Genomic DNA, 16635 nt, shown 5'->3' with positions numbered 1-16635 from the left:
AGAACATAGGTGTAGTAAGAAGGAGGAAATCATGAATAAAAGAGTTCCTTATACAATCATTCCTAAATACTTTAGGACTATTAACGATATAGATAATGGAGCAAATATTAAAGTAATTTATTGGAAACTTAAGTGTGAAGAGAACCCTTCATATCGCGGCTGCGAAATTTAAAATATTGCTATGCTATTTAGATTAAAATAAAGAGTATAAATAATGAAAAATAAAGTTTTTCCTTTTATCAAAAAATACCCAATGAGCATTTTATTAGCGATTATTGCTATTAATTTATTCTCTATTGCTAGCAGTTTAAGAACAGAAGCTTATTTAAATAGGGAAAAGAATCTTTGTATTAAATATTTAAAACATCAAATAGATCGAGACACTCTTATCAAAAAGCTAAGAATAGTTAAGCAGGCAAATCCATCTAGTATTTGTGACTCTGTTCTTAAAAGTTAAAAAAATGCAATTAAAGTCTTTTACACCATTGGTTGCAGTATTTGGTACTTCATTTCTTATAACTATTACTTTGATTAAAAGCTTCCAAGTTTTTATGGGCATATCAATATGTCTTTTAGCGATGCTGAAGCTTATGGATATTGAAGCTTTTGGTTTGAGTTATAAAAAATATGATTTAATTACTTCTCGATTTAAAAATTGGATTTATATCTATCCTTTTTGCGAATTATTAATTGGCATATGCTTTTTACTTTCTGCACCACCCTCTTCAATTATTTTAATTGCTTTAATTCTAGGAATTGTTGGAATGGCATCAGTATTTAAAGCTGTTTATTTAGATAAATTAAAATTAAATTGTGCATGCGTTGGCGGATATACAAAAACTCCTTTAGGAATTATTAGTTTTATTGAAAATCTTTTAATGGCAATTATGAGTGCTTTGATATTGATTAAATAACAATCAAATAAAATTTCAATTATCTTATAAATAGTTTTAAAATTGGAATCCCTTACTGAGATGGCATTTAAGAAATCATTCTTTAAGAAGAATTTACTAAAAACTCTTGTATTCTCTGGATTTCTCATAGTAAATATATTTAATGACGAAAAGAGTAGTGCTAAAACTCAAGATAATATAGATATACCTAAAGTCGTTTCTTATAGATCAGCATCGTGCGGTTGTTGTAAGAAATGGGTAAATCATTTACGCCAAAATGGATTAGAAGTTGTTGATAACATTATTGAAGATGTTTCGGGAATTAAAAACCAATATAAAATTCCCAATAATTTAAGGTCCTGCCACTCTGCAAAAATAGGAACCTACGCAATTGAAGGACATGTGCCGATTGAATCTATCACCAAACTTTTTAAAGAAAAACCAATTATCTCTGGTATAGCAGTCCCTGGAATGCCTCTTGGTTCGCCTGGAATGGAAATAAATTCTCACGACTCGCATTCTCATGATTATGAGGAATACAATGTAGTTTCATTTAGCAAAAATGGCAAAATAAAAAAATTTGATGAAATCTCTCCTTAATACACATACTAAATTTGAAATAATGCATATTGTTCTTAGAAATTTTAAATTTTTGATTTTTTTATTTCTCTTATCTCTAAATTTAAGTGGTTATTCGAATGCACATATGAGGGGTACATTTCTTTCTGAGGAGGATGCTAGAAACAGATCTTTAGAACTTGGTTGCGAAGGAATACATAAAAACCAAGATAAATGGATGCCATGCAAAAACGAAAAAGAATTACATAAGTTCCTTAATAAAAAGGGATCAAGTAGAGGAAATAATTTAGCTAGTAGCTTGGCATGGATTTTTATTTTATCTTCAAGCTTTGGAATATTATGGCTATCAATAGTCAAAATAAAAAGAAAATAAATGAAAAATTTGAAATCAAATAAAAGAAAAATACACAGAAAAGTAGCTGCAATTTCTTCAATACCTTTATTAATTACTCTTATATCTGGGACTATCTATAGTTTTCTTCAACCATTAGGAGTTGATGCTTTTTGGTTGATCAAATGGCATACAGGTAATTTTGGCATTATTAATTTGCAGCCTTTTTATTCGATATTTCTTGGTATTGCATCGATAATCTCTGTAATATCTGGCATTAGATTATTACAAAAAAATTCTTAGCTTTAACCTAAAGTACCGACAACTATGCATAGGCAATGCTTAAGCAGCCGTTTATTAATTTGTTTTCCTTCAAGTTTTTCTCTAGTTGGCATTTTCTTAATATTTAATCGCCATTTGCCAATATTTTAGATCGACTGTCAATTAGTAAGCAGTTCCTCCTGATTCCTCAAGTAATTCATACTTATCTCTTTTCTCATACCACTTATTTAAATCTTCATCGCTTACTGTTCTAAATAAAAATAAGGATATCTTTTCCAAATAATCAGCAATATAAATTCTAGAAATTGGTTTTAGAGAAACAAAAATTAGAGTAATTAAAACTAACAAAAGCTCAGCTAAGAGTAAGCGTTTCATCTAGGAAGTATTCTATTTAATTCGGGATATTCAATTCTTAATTCTTCTATAAAAGCATCAACAGTCTTTGATATCTCGTCAGTAGTATCCAAAATTGAATTTTTATATTTTAGATATTCGGAAACTTGAAATAATTTCATAGTTGATTTTGTTAAAAGTAATGTTGCAAGAGGAGATTTATCTGCCAATTTAGTTGAAGGAAAATATTTTATAGTTTCAGGATAAGTTTCTTCCATATCCTCTATATAGTCTTCTGTCTTTTCATTTAATTCATCATATTTTGTTGTTAAAAACTTTTTGGTGTTTATATATTCAATCCCTGCGAATAAAAAACCAATAGGAAAACTTAAAAATAATATTGAAAGAGAAAGCCTAAGAAGATTCTGGGAAAATTTTTCCATAAAAAGAAGCTAATTGCCCCTTATTTTAGATCGACTGTCAATTACTAACTATTAGCGGTGCAAGTAGTAAGCGTTTCATTTAAAAATTACACCCATCTGCTATGGCTTTTGAAATATCTTCTCTAAATTCTTGAGAATTTAAATCAAACTTTGCCGTACGACTTGAACTGCTGTATGGGCTCCACTGAACTGTTAAAAAACTTTTTTCTTTCAGTTTTTGAGCAAATTCTTTAGGTCTTGGATGAAAAAAAGCTTGGCTATCTGTTGACTTATTCCAGTTGTAGAAAGATGCTTTATCTTTATCCCATCTAACACCAACTCTAGTATTGTCAGCGTTATAGGTAGGAGTTGTAAAAAAGATTTGTGGATAACTATTGTTACATCTAACCCAAAGATTAATCGTATCTCTTCCTCCTATTGAGTCTTGGACTTGGGTTTCACTCTCAATATAAAATCTTATTTTTGTTTCATCTGTCATCAAATCTGTATCTACTGTATAAAACTTTGATTCAAGTGATGCAGCAAGGATTTCAACGAAAGCGAGAGGTAGAGGAGGAATTATTTTACTGTTAATTCGTTTTTTCCCTCAATTCCTTGTCTTTGGATATGGATTCTGGGGTTGGCAGCTAAAACCATATATTCGAAGAGCTTTTTGGCTATGGGGATAAGATTTCTAGGGTGCAGAATCTTTATTGAGTCCAATTACATTGATATGCATACCTTTCATAGATTTTCCCATAACTATCATCAACAATTAGTTCTTGAACGTTAGTATCATTTTTAAATAATTCAGCTACTGTTCTCTCATATTTATCTTTAGTAATTCTCCTAATAGAAACCTCTTCATTGGTAACTAAATTATTCAAAAAATCTCTTGCTTCTCTAGCCGCAACAGGATCAGCTTTTTTACCTTTTAATTCTGGCGTATCAATACAAGCAAGTCTTATTTTCTCTCCATCAATGGTTGTGCAGGTATCCCCGTCGTAGCAACTTTTGATGATTGTGGTTGGTAGAGCTGAATATGCTTTTGAAGAAAAACTTATTATTAGAAACATTACTAATAAGCTTCTCATGAAATTAATTCCAGGCTTATTCATCAAACAAACTAATTGTTTCTGGATTACCTTATGTCACAAACTAACAACATTAAGGAACATGGCAATAGAGAAAAATAGCAAAATGAAAGAAAGCAGTAGAAGCGTCAGAAACTACTCCAATCAATTTAACAATCTAGTCGAAAATTTAGTCCTCTTCCCGTACCTAATTGTTCCTCAAACCGCTCTATTAATTTAATAACAATAGGAGGACAATAAAGGTGTAGATACAGGAGGTTTTATGAAACTCATTACTCCTTTCACAATCCTAAATCAAAACTTCCATGAAATGGATTTGATTAGAGATGGAATGGAAAATAGAAAGTTAGCAACTGAAAGATTGCATGATGATTATAGGAAAATGTACAAATATGCTTATTTAAATTATCCATTACAGTAAATCGACTGTTACTTGGATTATTTTCCTAATAATCATATCCTCATATACGAACAGCTTATTAACCATTTATGAGATTGCAAAGATATAAAAACTTAGGTTTGAAATATAAAAAACCTATAAACTCACTAAATTAATGAGTTTATAGGTCTTATAAAGTCGCAATTTTTATTTGCTTAATTTAGTTTTAAAATCAGAACTGAGCAATATTCTCTCCCTCTGATTTTTCAGGCAAGTTAAAAGTGAATTGGAAGACTTGTCCACCAGCATCACCACCTTCTTCAGCAACTGCACCACCTGACTCACCACGGGCTTGAACAACACCGATAAAGAGTTGATCATCAGTGTCAATACCCTGAATGATCTCTTGTTCACCAGTTCCTGCAAGTTCATCCATAGAGTAGAATTTGCTTCCGAATAAACCATTTGACTTCTTAGTTGTCAGAGCAGTTACGTTCCAAGAACCAGAGAACTCAGAAGTAGTTGCTTTGGAAAATGCACCACCAAGAGCAGATGCACCTGCTTCATAACGTGAGGAGTGCTTACCACCAGCAAGACCTAATAGGTAGCCAGTGTTCGGTTCACTAAGAGTCATATCTGACTCTTTGATGGGTAGGACATACTTACGTTCTCCAAAGTCGTTTCCAGAATCCTCATCAACGATAAGGTAAGAACCATCAGCGTGTTTAGTCCAATAAAGGCCATCTGGAGAAACCATTGCTGCCTTATTTTTCTCAACGTGAATTGCGGCAGAGCCATCCTTCACAACACCTTCACCACCAGTCTTGAGAGTAAGAGCACCATCAATGGCAGGAACAACACGAATACCAGTAGCAGGAAGGAATTCAGGTAGATCGCCATCAGCAGCGTCTAGAGTGGCTCCAATGAAACCAAAATCGAAACCAAGAATCCCACCTTTGTTAGTCATGTTCTGAACATAACGAGTACGGTTGATATCAGGATCTACTGCAGGATGTTCTGCTTTTGAATCTCCGTTGAAGAAGGTGTAACCCTCAGGTTGTTCACCTGCTTGCTCCCACAACATCATCTCAGTATTGTTTACTGAGACTGGATTATCCCAGCCACCCCACTGATAGGAAGTAGGATAGAAACGACCCTCAAAGGAGTTAGGTGCATCAGCATTCTGAAGATACTCATCCATCATCTTTGCGGCAGGGTTCGCTTCAAGACCTAGTGAAGCATAAGATTTGGTAGGCATTGCAAATCCGTAGATGCGACCGTAGAGCATGCCATTTCGTCCAAGGAAGGCATCGCGCTCATTAGCAGTAGAGTAATCAATCTCAGAACCATCAGGAAGACGATCCTTCATGCCGACATAAACCTTAAGAGGAGCAGGTTCTTGATTGTGATTATAACCAGCACCAACGATAACAACATAGTCTTTGTGTTGAGGGTTGATTGGCATTAGTTTTTCATAACCAGTCTGACCTAAAGCAGGTGCAGTGTAGGCAACTTCGTTCTTAACATCAACAGCTATTGATGCAAGACCCATCGTTTTATCAGATTCTGTTCTACCAGTCTTCTTAGAGCCAGTGAACATACGACCGATTTCCCACTCTTCAGCAGTAAGCCATACATCATCCTCAAGCCCTATACCATTACCATATTTATTTGCTTGTTCATACCATGCACCACAAAAGGACTGTAGGAAGAAGTCGGCTTCAGAAAGTTTGTATTTATCTAGGAAAGGAACAACGCGTTGACTGGGAAGTGCTTGGTTACCCCAGACTAAATTCTCCTTCGTTACTTCATCACCAAATACGTTGTAGATTGTGTTGAATAATTTACCAGAATCCTTGACCATTCCTTCTGCAGAAGAACCATTTTTCATGAATTTAGCAAATTTTGCACGATCATAATCAATCGTGTGAATGTGAGAACCAGAGAAAGTTACACCATTTTTCATTTCCCAGTTATAAGTCTCAGGGACTGGTGCTTTACCCATGGTCGCATAAGATTCGGACTGATAAACAACTCGAATAGTATCGTTATCAAGCAGATATGCTGCCTGTCCATCTGGATATCCAGTCAGTGCAAGTCCGTTGTCTCCTACTTCACCAACAGTAGCGAGTGCTTTAAAGTTTCCAAATGGGAAGTCAACGTTTCCGTTACCACCATCTAAGACTGGGTTCAAAGCAAGACCTGCTTCAGGAATTAGAGCTCTGGTCTCACCAATACGTTTTGTTTCTGCAAGAGTACTGGCAGGAGCTACTAGCATCGTGCCTGTTAATATCGCAGAAAAGAGTTTTCTTTTCATTTTGTAATTTGCAAATTCTATAAATTAGTTCTAGTGACAATTTGCTTGTCACTGATTAAGGATTTTGTATTAGGGTTAAATTAAATTTAAGTAATTTATAAATTTTGATTAGCATTAGTAAATAAAGATACGTTAGTAAATTTTTGAAAAAATAAATTGACATATAGATTTTTTTTATTAATATACTAAAAAAAATAAAATGAAAAAGCTATAAACCATTTCTATGTATACACTTATACTCTTTCTATTTAAATACTTATACTCTTACTGTGTAAACATTTATACTCTTAGAAAGTAATTATTTATATTATATAGATTACTATATAACCTAGATTACTATATAACAATTAGCTTAAGAACTTATTTGCATTTATAGGTTCCTAGATTGATAGTAATATTATTAATTAAAGATTCTATTTTTAGCTCTAAAGTACTATTAATATTATTTAATTTAGAGCTTATTTATATTTTGATTTACCGAAGCAAACGCTTCCGTCCTACCTCTCAAGCTTGTCTCTCTCAAGGTTCATTAACCAAAACTTTTCTTCAGTTATATTAGGGGACCTTGGTGATTTTTGAAGCTTGGAGGAAGTGTTATCCAAACTTTTTCGGTTATAAATTTATTATCCATCAAAGTTCTTATTTAGGAAAGTGATGGGTGGTATGGGGTTAATTTAGATCCTTTCTGTATTGATATGGGATCAATAAATTCATGTCAAAAAGGTGACAACAAAAATAGATAGGCAAGTAACAAGCTTTTTATTTGTACTTATCAAAATAATTAAGCGATATATTTATTGCTTCATCCAATTTCTCTCTTGTCGTACCTTCACCCGACTCCTTTGTTAAACACCTTCTTTGAGCTTCTTCTTTATTGATTGATGTTCCATCTGCAAGTTTGAATGTCCGATCTGGATATTGTATTACTATATTTTCTGAGCATCCATTAACTGCTATTCCTTTTCCAATTGATCCGTTTAAGCTGAAGAAATGATTTACTTTCGGTATAGATACATATTCAATTTGATTTCCCGTTTCTTTAACAAGATTATAATAATATTCGCATGCGATGGGGTTATAATGGCTGTCCTCACCTTTAATTATTAAAGTTTTTATATTAGATTTGAATGGAAAAGAAACTTTGTTACATCCAGGTTCTGCTGCCACTGCTGCTTTAAATAAATCGCTGTTTGCCCTTTTGTCTTGAAGCTTCAATACTTGACTTGCACCATAACTAAAACCAGAGTAAAAAATTTTTGATTTATCAAATCTTTCATCCTTAGATAGTATCGAGTTAAGTTTTTCACTAATCAAAATACCGTTTGGAAACTTTCCTTTATCTGAAGGTTTTAACTTTCTTTTATAAAAAGAATCAAGCAAAGCTACCGCATAACCTCTTTCTAAAGCTTTTTCTACTAACCTTCTCCCCCATTCGTCTGTTCTACCTCCCCATTTCTCGAACCTTAAACCATCTCTATTACTTCCATGTTGGTGAATAATTAGGGATAATTTTTTATTCTTGTAATATTTTGGAAAATGAATTTGAGCTAAAACATCATTTCTATCTGGAAACTTCTTATCAGGCACTTTAAATTTAATTACTTCTATATTTTTATTATTTACTTTAATTATTTCAGCCTCTGAAAAGTTAGCTCTATCTTCATTCGTAAGAACAGGTTGAGAATTTATAGCGAGAGCAGCTAGTAGTGGAAGTAGTAAGCGTTTCATTCTTTTCTGCATGCTATTTCCCAAGTCTCTTTCAAGATAGGATTATATATTCATAATCTAAATCTCTAAAAAATAATTACCCTGAAAATCCCATTTTCTTTTCTGCTGCCATTAATGAACCAACAAGCTTATGCTCAGCAACTTTTTCATCGTCAGTCATAACTGGCTTGATATCAAAATCTATATCAAACTTGACCTTCCAAGGAGCGAAGTGTTCTGTCATTTTTATACCTGTTGAAGCTTGGACAATAATATATACATTATTTGAGTAAGAGGCATGATATCTTCCCATAACTTTAAATCCTTCAAACTCATCATTCAAAGTTCCGTCTTCAATAACCTTTAAAAACAGGTCATAAGCTGCACCCATGAGAGCAACATTTTTAAAAGTTGCAGTTACAAAATAAGTATTCATTTAATTAATAAATCTAAAATTATTTCTAGGATATGTTATTTAAAATTGAGTTAAGGATCTTGAATTGAATACTTGGACTATGGAACTTTTAAAATCGACTATTAATCATGATAACCAACTTTAGAAACAATATTTCCTGAAACAGGATCAGTAACTCCAAGTTCAGGAGACAACTCTTCCATAAATCCTCTAACCTCATCAAGGTGAGCAATCATAGCTGGTCTTTGAGCTGCAATAGCTTCTACACTTTTCCAGATCCCAACAAAACAGTAATCATAAACTCCAGTTTTAGCGATATATCTTTGAGTCATCCCCTCAAAACTTGTTTTATCTATTACTTCAAAATACTTATCTACACAATCTGACTTTAATTTAAATCGAACAACATTCATAAAATTTTGAGCAGTCATAAAAAAAAGGAGCTAATTGCTCCTCATTATAGTTTGACTATCAATCAAAAATAATTGATTTAAAGTTGAAATTATCCTTCTGCGGGAATTAGTATTGGAACATCTTTTGCACCTATTGCTGCGAACCAAACTACTGCGTTATCAGTTTTTGCATTACCCATTGTATGTTTTGGTGTCTTTGGACCAACTATAAAAGTATCCCCTGCTGTATAGGTAAGATCTTCCATTCCTTGTCTTTTGACAACAATCGTACCTTGCTCAACATTACCTAATAATGGAATTGGATGAGAGTGGAGTGGGACTACCCCTCCCTCAGCTAACTCGACTCTTTGTAATCTTATTTCTGCTTTTCCTTTTGGATATTTAAGAGAATCACCATCCATAGTTTCAGAACCTACAAAGATTTCTTGTACATCTACAGGAGATTCTGCAGCTATAGAAATACTTGGGTTAATGAGCATTAAAGCAAAGGCTATTGCTATGAATAAATTTTTAATCATCAATTTGAATTCCTAGAAAATTATTTAGGCTTATATTATTAATTTTTAAAATATTTGTCAGTACTAAATTTAACTTTTTGGGTATAAATTTACTATCCATCAAAGTTCCTATTTAGGAAAGTGATTGGTGGTTTTTGCTTCTCTCCCTAATAGGAAGTCATCCAGAAATAGGTAAAGTACCTAGTTTTAATTATTTATTTAAACGGTATTATTTTTAGCAAATAATAGGATTAAAAAATGATGAGGCTTGCTATCGTTTTCTTGCCAATAGTTTTTGCAGTTATATGGGTATTGTTTATTGGGTTAAAAGTAAATAAAACAGATGAAAATAAAAAATTAATTAATTATTAATAGATTGACAGTCGATCTAAAATAAGGGGTAATTAGCTCCTTCTCAACCTCTTTGAGTTCCTCTCAATAATTCTCGTAATTTTAACCTAATACTAAAAATGAAATCAGGTTCAGAAAACCAAATATCCTTATTTGTTGTTTCTACAGTTTCGTTTAAAAATTTAGCGGAAGAAGTCAAAGAATTTGCAATAATTACCCTTGATTTTGGACTTGAGTAAATAAATCCAATAATTACCACAATTAAAAATATAGAGCCTTTTAATTTAAGGGATTTAATAAACTCTTTCTTAAAGTAAACCAAATTAATTTAAAAATTAAATTCATTTTAGGAGTTGATATTTAAAGACAGATTAAATTGACAGTCAATCTAAAATAAAAAAAGTAATAAGTTTTTAAAAATGAGTAAATTTTCCTCTCAGGAAATAGAAAGTCAATATAACTTGATAAAAACGCTTTTATCTGATCCTGAAAAGTATAATGATGCTTTAGATGCAATTAAAAAAGATATTGCTCATATGCCACTAGAACTAAAGAAAAAACTTGAAGAAGAAAATATTACCTTTTAAATGAAAAGCTCACCACTTAAATCTATTGATTAAATTAAAATTAAAAGAGCAGAAACTATATTCTTAAAGACATTATGTAGAAAATTTAACCAGAATTTAAAGTGTGGGGCTCGCATTTTGAAGAAAAGAAAGCGAATATAAAGAAAAAAGTAATTCCGATGGAATCAACCAAAACCCCAAAAAGAGTTATTAAGAAACGGCTTAAAAATATAAATAAAGCAATTGTTGAAATTGCAGAAATGAAATTTGAAAATTATGAAGAAAAAGAAGAAAAACTAGACGCGCTTGTTTTTTTAAAGAATCAAATATTGACGGAAGCGGAAGACTTACTATGAACGGAAGACTAGACAAGGTTGCGATGACAAATAAACTAATGCAGCTCAAGAGAGAACTGCACTACAAATGTGCGATTGGTGAAAAGGGAAAATGGGAATGTATAGGAGCAAACGATTATCTCAACAGAGTGTTTGATGCATTAGATGAGTTTTGGCAGTAAATACTAAACAAAAAAAAAGGATTGATATTGCGACTTGTTGGGCTACTAACAGAATTTCTGTTATGGATACCCTAGAAAAATATGAAGACAGTTATGCAATAGCAGAAGAATTTAGAGAGTGGATACTACATATAGGAGAAAAGAATGAAAATTTAAAAGATTCTTTTTTAAACTTCCCAAAGGAATTAAAAGAATTATTAGACCAAAAAGTCAAAGATTAAATGAAACGCTTAGTTTTATTTATTGTTTTCCCACTTATAGTTGGTTTTGGAAACGATAAAGTAAGACTATGCAAAGACCTTCAATTTGCAATAAATCAATCAAAAGATGATTATCAGCAAAAAATATTATTTGTAAAACAAAGCAAAGAATTTACTAATGAAAAAATTGCTGAAGTTTATGGAATAGATATAAATTGGAGAGACTTTTATAATAGTCCTTATAAATTAGCAAGCTTTTGTACTGAATATTTCTTACTAAAAGAATTTGATATTGCTTTATCTAATGAATGTTATTTGTTTGAAACTACCTTAAAAAGTGGAAATTATAGTGATGGTGATTTTGATTTCATGGCAGAAGAAAGAAGACAAAATGCTCAAGCTATCAAAGAAGAATTTAAAGCCAAATATGATCCAATTAATAAACAAGCAAAAGAAGATTATTTATCAGAACAAAAAGAAATGCAGAAAATATATCGAAAGAAAAAATGCGATAAAGTCACTTATGATTTTTAAATGAAACGCTTACTACTTGCAGCTAAATTAAATACGATTGACAGTCGATCTAAATTTAAAGATAAATTAAATTCTTTTTAAATTATCGTTTTTAGATTGAAATTACACTATCCAATTTTAGTTATGGCTTACTATCACGTTCATGGAATTATCCCAGATACTCTTTCTCAATCAGAAGGTTACAAACTCTTTGAAAAATATATTGCTTCTGGAGCACCTAAGGATAAATTTGATGGATTTGAATTGATAAGTAGAGTCCATGCTCCTCAAACTGGAGAAGTTTTTGTGACTTGCAAGGCTGACAATCATCTCAAAATGGCTGAACATTTTGGTATCTGGAGAGCAAAATTTGGAGTGGAATGGAATGTACTTCCTGTTTTTAATGATGAAGAAGTTATTCTAAGAAATAAGCAACTTGCTGATGAAGTCGCAGCGATGGGATAATTTAATTGATTGACAGTTAATCTATATTAGAGGGGTAAAACCCTCTTTTTACATTATTTATGTTGAGAAAAAAAGAAAAACAAACTTTAACAAGACTCTTCCTTTTAGGAGTTGGTGCTCCAATTGGACTTGATCGCTTTTACGAAGGAGATGCAACTGGTGGATTCTTAGCAATTTTGGGTTTTCTTGTCGCTTTGATAACAGTAGTAGGTTTGTTTGTTTGGATCTTTCCTTTTATTTCCAAAACTTTTCGTTTGCTAAGAGAATTTGAAGATGCAGAAGATTGAATGAAACGCTTACTACTCCCACTTTTAGCTGTTGTCGCTTTACCTACTGCTGTTAAAGCAAATCTTTTTCATAAAGAACCTACTTACAAACAAATAGTCTCTCAATGCAAAAGACCAGGTTTGAAATATGCAGAATATAACGAAATTGGGATGACTCAATTTGCAAAAAATTACTTGGATCTTTGCATAAAGAAAGAAGCACAAAAAGTTTTACAGACAAAATACAATAAATGTCTCAAAAATAATAATGCTACTTTTTGCCAACTAACAACGAAGCTTGATCCATAAATGAAACGCTTACTATTTGCCCCGCTACTATTACTTTTAACTGAAATTTCATTTGCAAAAGAGAAGCTGAATTATACAGTTACCTCTGATTCTCAGATACAAAACGTAAAAGGGAGTTTTGAAGCTATTGGAAATGTAGTTATCAAAAGTAATAAGAATAATTTTGAAGCCTCCTCAAATAAGCTTACTTACGACAAAGATGCGAGAACTTTAAAACTAGTCGGAAATGTATTTGTTAAAAATTTAGATTCTGATGAAGGTTTATCTATCCAGGAATCATATGGCGATGAATTGACTATATTTACTGACTCGGGACTTTTTAAATTTAATTCTGAAAATAAAAATAGAGTAAAAACAAAACTTAAATTTTAATTGAAACGATTATTTCTCTTATCTCCAATTGTTCGTAATTGTTCCAGGAGTATTTATCATACTTAAGTCATCCAAATAGGTAATGTGACTAGCTGACAAATTAATATTTTCGACCTATTGTTAACAATTAGTTAAGTAAAAGTAAAGATTAAGATTATGGCAAAATCAAAAGTGAAGGGGGGAAAAGCTATTTTATCTCCAAAAACTCCAACTATTTTGGCAGATGGGGTTCTTCAGTTAAGCACAATAGTTACTTCAATAGCACTTGTTTTTTTAACCATTGGATTTTATTTAGCTTCTAATCAAACTAAAAATTTAAACAAAAACTTAGAAAGAATTACTTCACAAAATTCAGAATTTATTAGCTCTGGAAAGTATTGCGACTAAGATCTTTAAAAAAATTAAAGAAGATATAAACGAGTCCTTTTAAAAATCCAGTTCATCCCCATTATCTAACCTCGCAAGGGTATTTTCTTGCCCAAAAATAGGGAGGTTTCGTTATCTTAAAAAATTTTTAAACTTTCCTTACCTTATGATATTAAATAAAAGGCTATTTATATATTGCGGACTAAGGTCCATAAACTCCACGAAGGATTAGTCCGCTTCTGAAAGGGAAATTTTTTAAAAGGGTAACTACATAAAGGATATTTATATTTTGACTCATAACTGTGCCAGGATTGTGTTAAGATATCTAAAATCCAAGATAAATAGCATTATTTCTTTACAGAAAGTAATATTAATGTTATATTTGTTTACGTAGCAATCTATTTTTCTTATGAACTCAAAAAAAGTTAAAGTTCTCGAAACAAAAACAGTTGAGAAGGAAAAAGTTGTTGCAGAAAAGCTCAACGGCAGATTTGCCATGATTGGCTTCATAGCTGCTATTGGTGCTTATTTAACAACAGGTCAAATTATTCCTGGATTCGTCTAAATGGACTTTATTTCTAAACGCCGAGGATATGTTCCTTTTAAGGTAGTTCCTTACATTTTCTTTATTTCTGTAATTTTAAGTATCACTACATCAACAGAAATGTTCGTTTAGATTTTCAAAAAACATCGTCATGAGTGTTTGCCAATAGTGATACTGGCAAGCACTTTTTAATGCAGATTTTTAAATCCTTTTCCAATAACTGCTCATATTCCTTTCTTGCATCTCCATAGACTGATGAACATATTTTTTTAAATTTAATTTCCTAGAACAAGTGATTAAGTTGCGGCATCTTTTTTCGCCCATATTTTATGTTTTCGGTCTAATAATTATTTACCATCTGCCAATAAGAAAACGGTTCAACTAGTAAGCGCTTTAAATTTTATTGTTAATGATAAACTTTTCTTAAATTATTTTTAAATTTAATAAGGCACAAATAGAAGTAATTAAATAATCTTAATGCATATTGATGATGCAGTGTTTTTAGAGGATTTATGTCCTAAAATCAAATTAAGATATTGGCGAAAATCTATCCATACATTTACAGGAAAAAGGTGTATATATTGCGGCAAACCATCAGAATCTATTGATCATTTATTACCACAAAGTAAGGGAGGCTTAAGCATAACAGAAAATTGTGTTCCAGCTTGTCTTACTTGTAATGGAAACAAATCAGATGAAAATGTTTTTTATTGGTATAGAAAACAAAAATTTTATGATCCAAGAAGAGCAATAGCAATTAGAGCCTGGTTAGAGGGGGATTTAAGATTAGCTATAAGATTATTAAAATGGGCTAATCCAGCGATTAAGGAAAATAAAGCAAATTTTGAACAAGAGGAATCAAATCAAAAAGCTGCTTAACTATCAAATATAAGAAAGCTTTAAATCTGCAAGCAAATTAGAAAAAAGGAAAAATATTTATTTGTTTATGTTGTGAGGCACCTATAAATATATTTAAACTTGAAATATCATTGAATTTTTCATTAACAAAATTACTAAATTCTTTTTCATCTGAATTGTCAATTAAATCAACTGGATTGATATTTGAATCAAACCACCGGTCATATGCTATGTAATTTGGTTCTGCAAAATATGTCATACCAAATTATTTCAAAAAGAGAAAGCTTCTATCTTTCGTGTGAGGCGAATATAGAATCTAATTTCAGTTTAAAAGATTTACTGAACTCTTCTTTAAGAATTAAATAAGATACGAATAAGAAAAATAAAATTTAAGTTTATAATCCTCTCGAAAATATTTTTATTTCCCTCTCTCGCGATCAGTTGATTCTTTTTAACCATAAATTAATTCTTTCTTATTTTCTCCTTAGTAAAAATAATAAATACACTAATTAGAGTTTTAATGAAATATAAATTTGGGGGAATTTATGAGTGGAGATTATGAAACATTAGAAATCAATCAACCTAAGATTTCTTATTTTAAAAAAAGATCAGAAAATATTTTATGGCTACAGGAAAAGATTAAAGAGATTGAAAAGATCAGAAGACAACACTTTATGGATAGCTTAAATGAGTGATGAGGGTGAAGATAATAGGACTTTATTTCGGATAGGAGTTGCATTAAACGTGCTTATGTTACTGCTAATAATCCTCGTTTTAATCTAATGTACTACCAGTTAAATAATAGAATATATTAAGCTTCCACCAATCCGGGCGGTAATATCGGCGGAACGATGCCAATATCAACCACGCTTATATTTATAGCAATATTAGATCGTATTTATTTAGTTCATGTTGATACAAAGTTATTATTGTATTTATTTATGTGATTTGATATTTCTGATACATCGTCATAAGTAAATAAATAAGAGGGCTTGTCGCCCTCTTCAAGTCATGCACCTCAGTGTCCACAAAGTCGATGAAGTGCTTTTGACTCTTGAATTATTTATACTCCTATCGAATATAAAAATATAGTGCTGAGAACCCCAAAGCATAAATGCTTGAGCAAAAACTACCATATGAATGGAATGCAAATTGGATGACAATCCTTTCACATAGTTAATCCCTATTCATATCTTTTTTTTCTTCTTTTTTTTCTTGTCTTTCTGTTTCTTCTTCACTTTTTCTTTTACATCTTCTGCTTTTTTTTCAATCTCTTCTAGCTTATTTGAGATTCCCTTTATAGCTTGTGCTTTCTCTTCTTTAACTTCGGTTTCTTTTACATCTTCCGTTTCTGCTTTCACAGCCATCAATGGCTTCGCTTCAGTTTTTGATCCCAGTACATTTGACTTTGGTTTTATTGATTTATTCGCTTCAGCATATTCCAATGCTCTAATATTAAAAGATATCATTATAAAATAAAAAACTGATATGACTATTGGGATATGAGCTAATCCACCTGCAATAACTTTTGCTTGTGAGTAAACCATATTTATAAGTTGAATAAGAATCTCGAATATTTAAGCATAAATTTTATGAATCTCTATGAGTAATCTCACCTTTTAACTTTTAATAAGCTAACAAAAAAA

The 16635-nt window shown here is 31.5% G+C and carries 31 protein-coding genes; 20 read left to right on the top strand and 11 right to left on the bottom strand.

The annotated features are described in order from the left end of the window. The first annotated feature begins 31 nt into the window (after positions 1-31). From TX50_RS09500 to TX50_RS07655, 6 genes are read left to right on the top strand one after another with little or no spacing between them, the layout of a single operon-like run. Entirely contained in the window at positions 32-172 is a 141-nt protein-coding gene (locus TX50_RS09500) for a hypothetical protein (RefSeq protein ID WP_157859397.1), read from the top strand. Between the two features lie 42 nt (positions 173-214). Continuing rightward, on the top strand, positions 215-457 hold the full coding sequence (locus TX50_RS07675; RefSeq protein ID WP_011133053.1) for a hypothetical protein: 243 nt from the start codon (positions 215-217) through the stop codon (positions 455-457). Positions 458-461: 4 nt separating this feature from the next. Continuing rightward, complete coding sequence (locus TX50_RS07670) at positions 462-914, top strand: MauE/DoxX family redox-associated membrane protein (protein ID WP_011133052.1); 453 nt, start codon at positions 462-464, stop codon at positions 912-914. A gap of 42 nt (positions 915-956) precedes the next feature. Next, a complete protein-coding gene (locus TX50_RS07665) occupies positions 957-1493 on the top strand; it encodes a DUF411 domain-containing protein (RefSeq protein WP_225866755.1) in 537 nt (178 codons plus the stop codon). After that, entirely contained in the window at positions 1477-1845 is a 369-nt protein-coding gene (locus tag TX50_RS09370; RefSeq protein ID WP_011133050.1) for a DUF3721 domain-containing protein, read from the top strand. The genes TX50_RS07665 and TX50_RS09370 overlap by 17 nt, the downstream gene beginning before the upstream one ends. Beyond that, positions 1846-2106, top strand: coding sequence for a hypothetical protein (locus TX50_RS07655; protein WP_011133049.1), 261 nt, complete (start codon positions 1846-1848; stop codon positions 2104-2106). Positions 2107-2247: 141 nt separating this feature from the next. On the opposite strand, the gene TX50_RS07650 is transcribed toward TX50_RS07655, so the two are convergent. The 4 genes from TX50_RS07650 to TX50_RS07635 all read right to left on the bottom strand — a co-directional run bounded on the left by TX50_RS07650 (position 2248) and on the right by TX50_RS07635 (position 3958). Continuing rightward, positions 2248-2460 carry a hypothetical protein gene (locus tag TX50_RS07650; protein WP_036930668.1) on the bottom strand — a complete coding sequence of 71 codons (213 nt, stop codon included), beginning with the start codon at positions 2458-2460 and terminating at the stop codon, positions 2248-2250. Continuing rightward, the gene (locus tag TX50_RS07645) at positions 2457-2861 is read right to left on the bottom strand and encodes a hypothetical protein (RefSeq protein WP_011133048.1); all 405 of its coding nucleotides are present in this window, start codon (positions 2859-2861) and stop codon (positions 2457-2459) included. Before TX50_RS07645 ends, TX50_RS07650 begins: the two co-directional genes overlap by 4 nt. Before the next feature lie 79 nt (positions 2862-2940). Then, complete coding sequence (locus TX50_RS07640; protein ID WP_011133047.1) at positions 2941-3339, bottom strand: hypothetical protein; 399 nt, start codon at positions 3337-3339, stop codon at positions 2941-2943. A 211-nt stretch (positions 3340-3550) separates the two neighbouring features. Then, the gene (locus TX50_RS07635) at positions 3551-3958 is read right to left on the bottom strand and encodes a thermonuclease family protein (RefSeq protein WP_011133046.1); all 408 of its coding nucleotides are present in this window, start codon (positions 3956-3958) and stop codon (positions 3551-3553) included. Positions 3959-4196: 238 nt separating this feature from the next. Between TX50_RS07635 and TX50_RS09840 the strand changes: the two genes are divergently transcribed. Continuing rightward, entirely contained in the window at positions 4197-4355 is a 159-nt protein-coding gene (locus TX50_RS09840; RefSeq protein WP_173028060.1) for a hypothetical protein, read from the top strand. Positions 4356-4545: 190 nt separating this feature from the next. On the opposite strand, the gene TX50_RS07630 is transcribed toward TX50_RS09840, so the two are convergent. From TX50_RS07630 to TX50_RS07610, 5 genes are all read right to left on the bottom strand, one after another. Further along, a complete protein-coding gene (locus TX50_RS07630) occupies positions 4546-6630 on the bottom strand; it encodes a hypothetical protein (RefSeq protein WP_011133045.1) in 2085 nt (694 codons plus the stop codon). 759 nt (positions 6631-7389) lie between these two features. Further along, positions 7390-8358, bottom strand: a complete 969-nt coding sequence (locus tag TX50_RS07625) for a UBX domain protein (RefSeq protein ID WP_152556148.1) — start codon at positions 8356-8358, stop codon at positions 7390-7392. 76 nt (positions 8359-8434) lie between these two features. Then, positions 8435-8773: a DUF3303 domain-containing protein gene (locus tag TX50_RS07620; RefSeq protein ID WP_011133043.1), complete on the bottom strand. Its 339-nt coding sequence runs from the start codon at positions 8771-8773 to the stop codon at positions 8435-8437. Between the two features lie 101 nt (positions 8774-8874). Continuing rightward, positions 8875-9183: a hypothetical protein gene (locus tag TX50_RS07615; RefSeq protein ID WP_011133042.1), complete on the bottom strand. Its 309-nt coding sequence runs from the start codon at positions 9181-9183 to the stop codon at positions 8875-8877. Positions 9184-9254: 71 nt separating this feature from the next. Beyond that, complete coding sequence (locus TX50_RS07610) at positions 9255-9683, bottom strand: cupin domain-containing protein (RefSeq protein WP_011133041.1); 429 nt, start codon at positions 9681-9683, stop codon at positions 9255-9257. 749 nt (positions 9684-10432) lie between these two features. Here TX50_RS07610 and TX50_RS07600 point away from each other — a divergent pair. From TX50_RS07600 to TX50_RS07550, 12 genes are all read left to right on the top strand, one after another. Then, complete coding sequence (locus TX50_RS07600; RefSeq protein ID WP_036930663.1) at positions 10433-10600, top strand: hypothetical protein; 168 nt, start codon at positions 10433-10435, stop codon at positions 10598-10600. Between the two features lie 158 nt (positions 10601-10758). Next, positions 10759-10935: a hypothetical protein gene (locus tag TX50_RS07595; protein WP_162009313.1), complete on the top strand. Its 177-nt coding sequence runs from the start codon at positions 10759-10761 to the stop codon at positions 10933-10935. 38 nt (positions 10936-10973) lie between these two features. Continuing rightward, on the top strand, positions 10974-11096 hold the full coding sequence (locus tag TX50_RS09975) for a hypothetical protein (RefSeq protein WP_268741256.1): 123 nt from the start codon (positions 10974-10976) through the stop codon (positions 11094-11096). Then, positions 11087-11317 carry a hypothetical protein gene (locus TX50_RS07590; protein WP_036930659.1) on the top strand — a complete coding sequence of 77 codons (231 nt, stop codon included), beginning with the start codon at positions 11087-11089 and terminating at the stop codon, positions 11315-11317. The genes TX50_RS09975 and TX50_RS07590 overlap by 10 nt, the downstream gene beginning before the upstream one ends. Then, positions 11318-11830, top strand: coding sequence for a hypothetical protein (locus TX50_RS07585; RefSeq protein ID WP_011133039.1), 513 nt, complete (start codon positions 11318-11320; stop codon positions 11828-11830). Positions 11831-11953: 123 nt separating this feature from the next. Beyond that, a complete protein-coding gene (locus TX50_RS07580; protein WP_011133038.1) occupies positions 11954-12274 on the top strand; it encodes a DUF3303 domain-containing protein in 321 nt (106 codons plus the stop codon). Positions 12275-12333: 59 nt separating this feature from the next. Then, positions 12334-12561: a hypothetical protein gene (locus TX50_RS07575; RefSeq protein ID WP_011133037.1), complete on the top strand. Its 228-nt coding sequence runs from the start codon at positions 12334-12336 to the stop codon at positions 12559-12561. After that, a complete protein-coding gene (locus tag TX50_RS07570) occupies positions 12562-12849 on the top strand; it encodes a hypothetical protein (protein ID WP_011133036.1) in 288 nt (95 codons plus the stop codon). After that, the gene (gene lptC / locus TX50_RS07565) at positions 12850-13221 is read left to right on the top strand and encodes an LPS export ABC transporter periplasmic protein LptC (RefSeq protein ID WP_011133035.1); all 372 of its coding nucleotides are present in this window, start codon (positions 12850-12852) and stop codon (positions 13219-13221) included. A gap of 156 nt (positions 13222-13377) precedes the next feature. Then, on the top strand, positions 13378-13608 hold the full coding sequence (locus TX50_RS07560) for a hypothetical protein (RefSeq protein WP_011133034.1): 231 nt from the start codon (positions 13378-13380) through the stop codon (positions 13606-13608). Positions 13609-13996: 388 nt separating this feature from the next. Further along, positions 13997-14152: a high light inducible protein gene (locus TX50_RS07555; protein ID WP_011133033.1), complete on the top strand. Its 156-nt coding sequence runs from the start codon at positions 13997-13999 to the stop codon at positions 14150-14152. Positions 14153-14608: 456 nt separating this feature from the next. Then, the gene (locus TX50_RS07550; protein ID WP_011133032.1) at positions 14609-15010 is read left to right on the top strand and encodes an HNH endonuclease; all 402 of its coding nucleotides are present in this window, start codon (positions 14609-14611) and stop codon (positions 15008-15010) included. 37 nt (positions 15011-15047) lie between these two features. Here TX50_RS07550 and TX50_RS07545 read toward each other — a convergent pair whose 3' ends face one another. Next, positions 15048-15248: a hypothetical protein gene (locus TX50_RS07545; protein WP_036930656.1), complete on the bottom strand. Its 201-nt coding sequence runs from the start codon at positions 15246-15248 to the stop codon at positions 15048-15050. Between the two features lie 286 nt (positions 15249-15534). Between TX50_RS07545 and TX50_RS09835 the strand changes: the two genes are divergently transcribed. Then, positions 15535-15684: a hypothetical protein gene (locus TX50_RS09835; RefSeq protein ID WP_173028057.1), complete on the top strand. Its 150-nt coding sequence runs from the start codon at positions 15535-15537 to the stop codon at positions 15682-15684. A gap of 492 nt (positions 15685-16176) precedes the next feature. Here TX50_RS09835 and TX50_RS07540 read toward each other — a convergent pair whose 3' ends face one another. Continuing rightward, positions 16177-16536 (bottom strand): hypothetical protein, encoded by a 360-nt coding sequence (locus TX50_RS07540; protein ID WP_011133031.1) that lies wholly within the window; start codon positions 16534-16536, stop codon positions 16177-16179. Positions 16537-16635 lie beyond the last annotated feature (99 nt).

Source organism: Prochlorococcus marinus subsp. pastoris str. CCMP1986 (genome assembly GCF_000011465.1).
In the GTDB taxonomy this organism is placed as follows: Bacteria; Cyanobacteriota; Cyanobacteriia; order PCC-6307; family Cyanobiaceae; genus Prochlorococcus_A; species Prochlorococcus_A pastoris.
This window is presented reverse-complemented; position numbering and strand designations above follow the sequence as displayed.

Coding starts and splice junctions, on each gene's coding strand:
- lptC (WP_011133035.1), top strand. CDS start 12,850: ATGAAACGCTTACTATTTGCCCCGCTACTATTACTTTTAACTGAAATT.
- TX50_RS09370 (WP_011133050.1), top strand. CDS start 1,477: ATGAAATCTCTCCTTAATACACATACTAAATTTGAAATAATGCATATT.
- TX50_RS07615 (WP_011133042.1), bottom strand. CDS start 9,183: ATGACTGCTCAAAATTTTATGAATGTTGTTCGATTTAAATTAAAGTCA.
- TX50_RS07600 (WP_036930663.1), top strand. CDS start 10,433: ATGAGTAAATTTTCCTCTCAGGAAATAGAAAGTCAATATAACTTGATA.
- TX50_RS07570 (WP_011133036.1), top strand. CDS start 12,562: ATGAAACGCTTACTACTCCCACTTTTAGCTGTTGTCGCTTTACCTACT.
- TX50_RS07595 (WP_162009313.1), top strand. CDS start 10,759: ATGGAATCAACCAAAACCCCAAAAAGAGTTATTAAGAAACGGCTTAAA.
- TX50_RS07545 (WP_036930656.1), bottom strand. CDS start 15,248: ATGACATATTTTGCAGAACCAAATTACATAGCATATGACCGGTGGTTT.
- TX50_RS07555 (WP_011133033.1), top strand. CDS start 13,997: ATGAACTCAAAAAAAGTTAAAGTTCTCGAAACAAAAACAGTTGAGAAG.
- TX50_RS07540 (WP_011133031.1), bottom strand. CDS start 16,536: ATGGTTTACTCACAAGCAAAAGTTATTGCAGGTGGATTAGCTCATATC.
- TX50_RS07550 (WP_011133032.1), top strand. CDS start 14,609: ATGCATATTGATGATGCAGTGTTTTTAGAGGATTTATGTCCTAAAATC.
- TX50_RS09500 (WP_157859397.1), top strand. CDS start 32: ATGAATAAAAGAGTTCCTTATACAATCATTCCTAAATACTTTAGGACT.
- TX50_RS07635 (WP_011133046.1), bottom strand. CDS start 3,958: ATGAATAAGCCTGGAATTAATTTCATGAGAAGCTTATTAGTAATGTTT.
- TX50_RS07585 (WP_011133039.1), top strand. CDS start 11,318: ATGAAACGCTTAGTTTTATTTATTGTTTTCCCACTTATAGTTGGTTTT.
- TX50_RS09975 (WP_268741256.1), top strand. CDS start 10,974: ATGCAGCTCAAGAGAGAACTGCACTACAAATGTGCGATTGGTGAAAAG.
- TX50_RS07640 (WP_011133047.1), bottom strand. CDS start 3,339: ATGACAGATGAAACAAAAATAAGATTTTATATTGAGAGTGAAACCCAA.
- TX50_RS09840 (WP_173028060.1), top strand. CDS start 4,197: ATGAAACTCATTACTCCTTTCACAATCCTAAATCAAAACTTCCATGAA.
- TX50_RS07645 (WP_011133048.1), bottom strand. CDS start 2,861: ATGGAAAAATTTTCCCAGAATCTTCTTAGGCTTTCTCTTTCAATATTA.
- TX50_RS07655 (WP_011133049.1), top strand. CDS start 1,846: ATGAAAAATTTGAAATCAAATAAAAGAAAAATACACAGAAAAGTAGCT.
- TX50_RS07575 (WP_011133037.1), top strand. CDS start 12,334: ATGTTGAGAAAAAAAGAAAAACAAACTTTAACAAGACTCTTCCTTTTA.
- TX50_RS07630 (WP_011133045.1), bottom strand. CDS start 6,630: ATGAAAAGAAAACTCTTTTCTGCGATATTAACAGGCACGATGCTAGTA.
- TX50_RS07650 (WP_036930668.1), bottom strand. CDS start 2,460: ATGAAACGCTTACTCTTAGCTGAGCTTTTGTTAGTTTTAATTACTCTA.
- TX50_RS07675 (WP_011133053.1), top strand. CDS start 215: ATGAAAAATAAAGTTTTTCCTTTTATCAAAAAATACCCAATGAGCATT.
- TX50_RS07610 (WP_011133041.1), bottom strand. CDS start 9,683: ATGATTAAAAATTTATTCATAGCAATAGCCTTTGCTTTAATGCTCATT.
- TX50_RS07620 (WP_011133043.1), bottom strand. CDS start 8,773: ATGAATACTTATTTTGTAACTGCAACTTTTAAAAATGTTGCTCTCATG.
- TX50_RS07670 (WP_011133052.1), top strand. CDS start 462: ATGCAATTAAAGTCTTTTACACCATTGGTTGCAGTATTTGGTACTTCA.
- TX50_RS07625 (WP_152556148.1), bottom strand. CDS start 8,358: ATGAAACGCTTACTACTTCCACTACTAGCTGCTCTCGCTATAAATTCT.
- TX50_RS07560 (WP_011133034.1), top strand. CDS start 13,378: ATGGCAAAATCAAAAGTGAAGGGGGGAAAAGCTATTTTATCTCCAAAA.
- TX50_RS07580 (WP_011133038.1), top strand. CDS start 11,954: ATGGCTTACTATCACGTTCATGGAATTATCCCAGATACTCTTTCTCAA.
- TX50_RS09835 (WP_173028057.1), top strand. CDS start 15,535: ATGAGTGGAGATTATGAAACATTAGAAATCAATCAACCTAAGATTTCT.